General features: G+C 37.2%; 5 protein-coding genes and 1 pseudogene. All 6 read left to right on the top strand.

Annotation, left to right across the window (positions count from 1 at the left end):
- The coding region (locus CH362_RS19325) for a hypothetical protein (RefSeq protein ID WP_208859625.1) at nt 1-234 on the top strand (234 nt) is incomplete at its 5' end.
- A gap of 16 nt (nt 235-250) precedes the next feature.
- A complete protein-coding gene (locus CH362_RS18975; protein WP_100711886.1) occupies nt 251-859 on the top strand; it encodes a hypothetical protein in 609 nt (202 codons plus the stop codon).
- Nucleotides 860-1360: 501 nt separating this feature from the next.
- Nucleotides 1361-1813, top strand: a complete 453-nt coding sequence (locus tag CH362_RS18965) for a hypothetical protein (protein ID WP_100711885.1) — start codon at nt 1361-1363, stop codon at nt 1811-1813.
- 96 nt (nt 1814-1909) lie between these two features.
- Nucleotides 1910-2422 (top strand): DUF1016 N-terminal domain-containing protein, encoded by a 513-nt coding sequence (locus tag CH362_RS19460; protein WP_244280656.1) that lies wholly within the window; start codon nt 1910-1912, stop codon nt 2420-2422.
- A gap of 36 nt (nt 2423-2458) precedes the next feature.
- Nucleotides 2459-2920 carry a thermonuclease family protein gene (locus CH362_RS19455; protein WP_244280655.1) on the top strand — a complete coding sequence of 154 codons (462 nt, stop codon included), beginning with the start codon at nt 2459-2461 and terminating at the stop codon, nt 2918-2920.
- 357 nt (nt 2921-3277) lie between these two features.
- Nucleotides 3278-3664: pseudogene (locus CH362_RS18955) on the top strand (TIGR04388 family protein); the annotation flags it as partial.

The following is a 3664-nucleotide window of genomic DNA, read 5'->3' as shown; positions in this document are numbered from 1 at the left end:
TTCCTAACTGAAAGTTTTAATGTTGGTAGAGTAAGGGAAGGGTCAGTAGTCCAATTATATGTTGACACTGATGGAAAAGGCGGTGCAAATCATTACATTACGGCCAAAGTTGTTAAAGATTGGAATGGCAAGTTGGATTTAAGAATTTTTGATCACACTGATCGAGAAATTCGCAATAAAAGTTTATTAGAATATTATAAGAAAAATAAAGCAATTCATCGAATAATGCTATAACGAAAATGGAGATTTCATGTCAGTTTATCTAAAGATTGTTTTTCTAATTTGTTTCTTGATGTTCAGCTGTAAAGGGAAGAAAGCCGAAGTGTTGAATGAAACGAATGGTCAAGATAAATCGCTTTTGACCAACGCTAATAACGCGGAAATATATGGATTTGCAGGCGACAGTTTTACTGATGGGGCATTAAGAGGCTTTCTTGGTTTATCTAAAACTGAGGGTCATCCATACAGTTGCTTAGAATTAAATGAAACAACAAAGAAGGGAAAGTTTGCCTTCTCAGATTTTAGAAAGAACGAAGTTGTTGAGTTTTCATTTGAAAAAAATGCAAATTCTTTGTATTCAATGGCTTTGAATGGTAAGATTCTTTATTTACGAAAGTATGTTGAAGAAGGCGAGAGTCGAGTATTTCTCACTTTTAATTCAAAGGACGCTGAATCCGAATCAAATATTCGATCAATTAAAGGTGATGAAAAAAAGATTACTGCATATACAGATGGAAGCAAGCATGAAGACGAGGATTTTGATCGTTGTCGTTGGGAGTTGCAAAAGCAGTTAGAGTTTCAAAAAGAGCAGGAGACTTTTGGTAAAGAAGAAGCGCAGCGACATAAAGATGCAAAATAGTGGGATTATGAAATTTATATAAAACTTCTCTCTTTGGCCAAAGTTCATATTACACGATATTTTCCGGTAGTTGATATTATGTAAGCTTCCAGGAACCTTACGCTTAATAATCGTGGAGAGTCGGAAGAAAAAGAGAAAGGCTTCCCCAAGGGGGTGGTCTTTGTTTAAGGTGATCAGGGCTAAAAAGTTATCATAGTTTAAATATTCAAAAATAACCGAATATGCATGATTGATTGAAAAGATTGGGATATTGTCTAAAAAATTTCTTCTTAGAGATCCATTCCACCTTTCAATAAATTATATCAAGGAGAGGCTAAAGAAGAAGAGAAGTTCTTCTTTTTGAAAGGGAATGTTTAAGTTGTTGGATGTTTGGATGAACTATTCTTTATAGGGATATGAATTCGATCATTCATTCGTTTAGTAGAACTACATAGAACCTCTAATTTTGTTTTACGAAGCTTGGTCCCGAGAATTAAAATAAATTAGGAAATCGACTATCGTATGAAACAGCTAAATTCCATTTTAATCGCTTTGATTATAGTTCTTTTGGGAACGACTTTATATTTTGGAAACCTTCTGCTTAATGAGTCTTCAATCGAAGACACTATCGAATACGCTACCAAAGAATCGGATAATACTCTTGCGACTGGTGAGAAGCTTGCTTACGCTATTCTAAAACGATCTAAAGGGGCCTTCGGAGGCAATTACTACTATTTCGGAGTGAAGAAAAGTAAGGATACTTTTCCGTTTCTCCAGAAATATACTCCAGTATTAGATTCGGATAAGGATAAATTCGATAAAATCGAAGGTTTAGAAGAATGCGAAGGAGATTCTTACATTCTGACTTTGCGAGTCGGTGACACAATTAAATACCTTCAATTTAACCCTTACGACAAGAATACAAATGAAGTAGACGAGAAAGTATTGAAGACTTGTAAACGTGGAAGGCCATAGATTACAAATTAGAATTGCATAATATTGCATTTCCTTTAAAAACTCTCCAATCTCAGGGGAGTTTTTTATTATATCTCCTTCGTAAAGCACATCCAAATGGACAAAAAAGACCTAACTAAACTCTCAAATAAAATCATTAACCTCTATGAGAGACTTGGTAACGACACTGCACTTGGAAAGAATGCTTACGTCATCCAAGCAAATCGAGATTTAGGCAAGTTACTTAACCAAGTAGAGAAAGGTTTAAGCGCAACTGAGAGAAACAAAGGAAGCTGGATCAAGATCCTCTCTACTAAGCTAAAAAAGAAACTCAAACGTGGTTTTTCTGAAAGAATGCTCTTTTACGCTAAGAAATTCTACGAAGTATATGGAGAATCTAAAGTTAATCCCAACCTCAGTTGGAGCTACTATCGAATACTTTCCGGAATAGAAGATGCTAAGCTTCGGAAAACTTTAGAAACTGAAACGATTCAAAATAACTGGACCTTGGATGACCTTGTAATCCGCCTAAGGGAATCCGGGGAGCTCTACCTAGGGAAAACGCCTAGATGGGAACGTCCAACTGGAAGGCTTAATCATTACAAAATCGTTAAAACAATTTCAGGGTAAACTAAACTAAGCTTAGACTTAGGATTCTATTGTTACTTGAGCTTAGGAAGCAAAGTTAAGTTTAAAGAGAATACTTTAGTGGAGGTTAGCGAAAAGAGTGGAAAGGTTATTCTAACGAAATTAAACTCAAAGGATGCAACCTTCTACATATACTCAGGTCAAGTGGAACGAGTTGTAGACGGAGATACGATTATAGTACAACTAAACCTTGGTTTCGACTTAACATCCAGGCAGAGAATCAGATTACATAAAGTTTGGGCAGCTGAACTTGGAACAAAAGAAGGTGAAATTTCTTTTCATGTCTTAGAGAAAAAGCTTAAAGCAGGTAGGACTGTTATTGTAAAGAGTAAGGGAAAGGACATCTACGGAAGGTACGTAGGAGATATCCTTTATTCACCAAATAAAAATGATGATATAGAAAACATACTGAAGACAGGTATCTTTCTGAACCAAGAACTTGGGAGTTCAATAAAGAGCCCTATCATGGAAGAAGAATAATCATTTAAAGGTATTGTTTTGAAAGAAGTTTGACATAAAGTATCAAAGTCTCATATAAAAGGTAAAAGGCCTGACTGATCTAATAGATTGGTTCAGGCCTTTTGTAGTAATAGGGCCAACTGCACAATTGTGCAGAGAATTCATAAGTTCTTTGACAACAATTTTCTAATGAAGAGGGATCTGAATTAGAAGAGATAAAATCCTGCTTTTAAAGTAAGCGACAGGGATACGTAGGGCTTTAGTCCCGAGCAAGACTATAGTATGAGCTATAGATTAAAGCAAAAGTGGCGAAGGGATGAGCGACTAGCGAACCCGGAGTAGCCCGGCCCCGAGCTTGTCGAGGGGGTCGCCGGTTTTCTTAACGGAGTATTGAGCGTAGCCACGGCACTCAAAGAATGGCCTGTTACGGGATATGTATCCTGGACTCCTCACCAAAACGGGGATATTCTACTTGGCGAAGATGCTCAGGCAGGTGGATGGGGGGGCGGTTTCACAGGTACATTAGGAAATGTGAATGGAGGAGTGAGCTTTGCTCCTGGTTCGGGAGTAGATTTTAATATAAATTATAATTTCGATGGGACCGGAAGGGCGTTTAAACAAGGAACGTTTATAGGCTTTGATTATAGCGCAGCCAATGGAGGTTACTCCGTCAACGGAGGATATGACTTTAATCCTAATGGAAATCATCATATAGGCTTATCAGGATCTGCAAGTAGCACAGGCTCGTCAAGTATAGGTGCATTT

Source organism: Leptospira saintgironsiae (genome assembly GCF_002811765.1).
Lineage (GTDB): Bacteria > Spirochaetota > Leptospiria > Leptospirales > Leptospiraceae > Leptospira_B > Leptospira_B saintgironsiae.
Note: the sequence above shows the minus strand (reverse complement) of the source record. Positions and strands in the feature narration are given on the sequence as shown.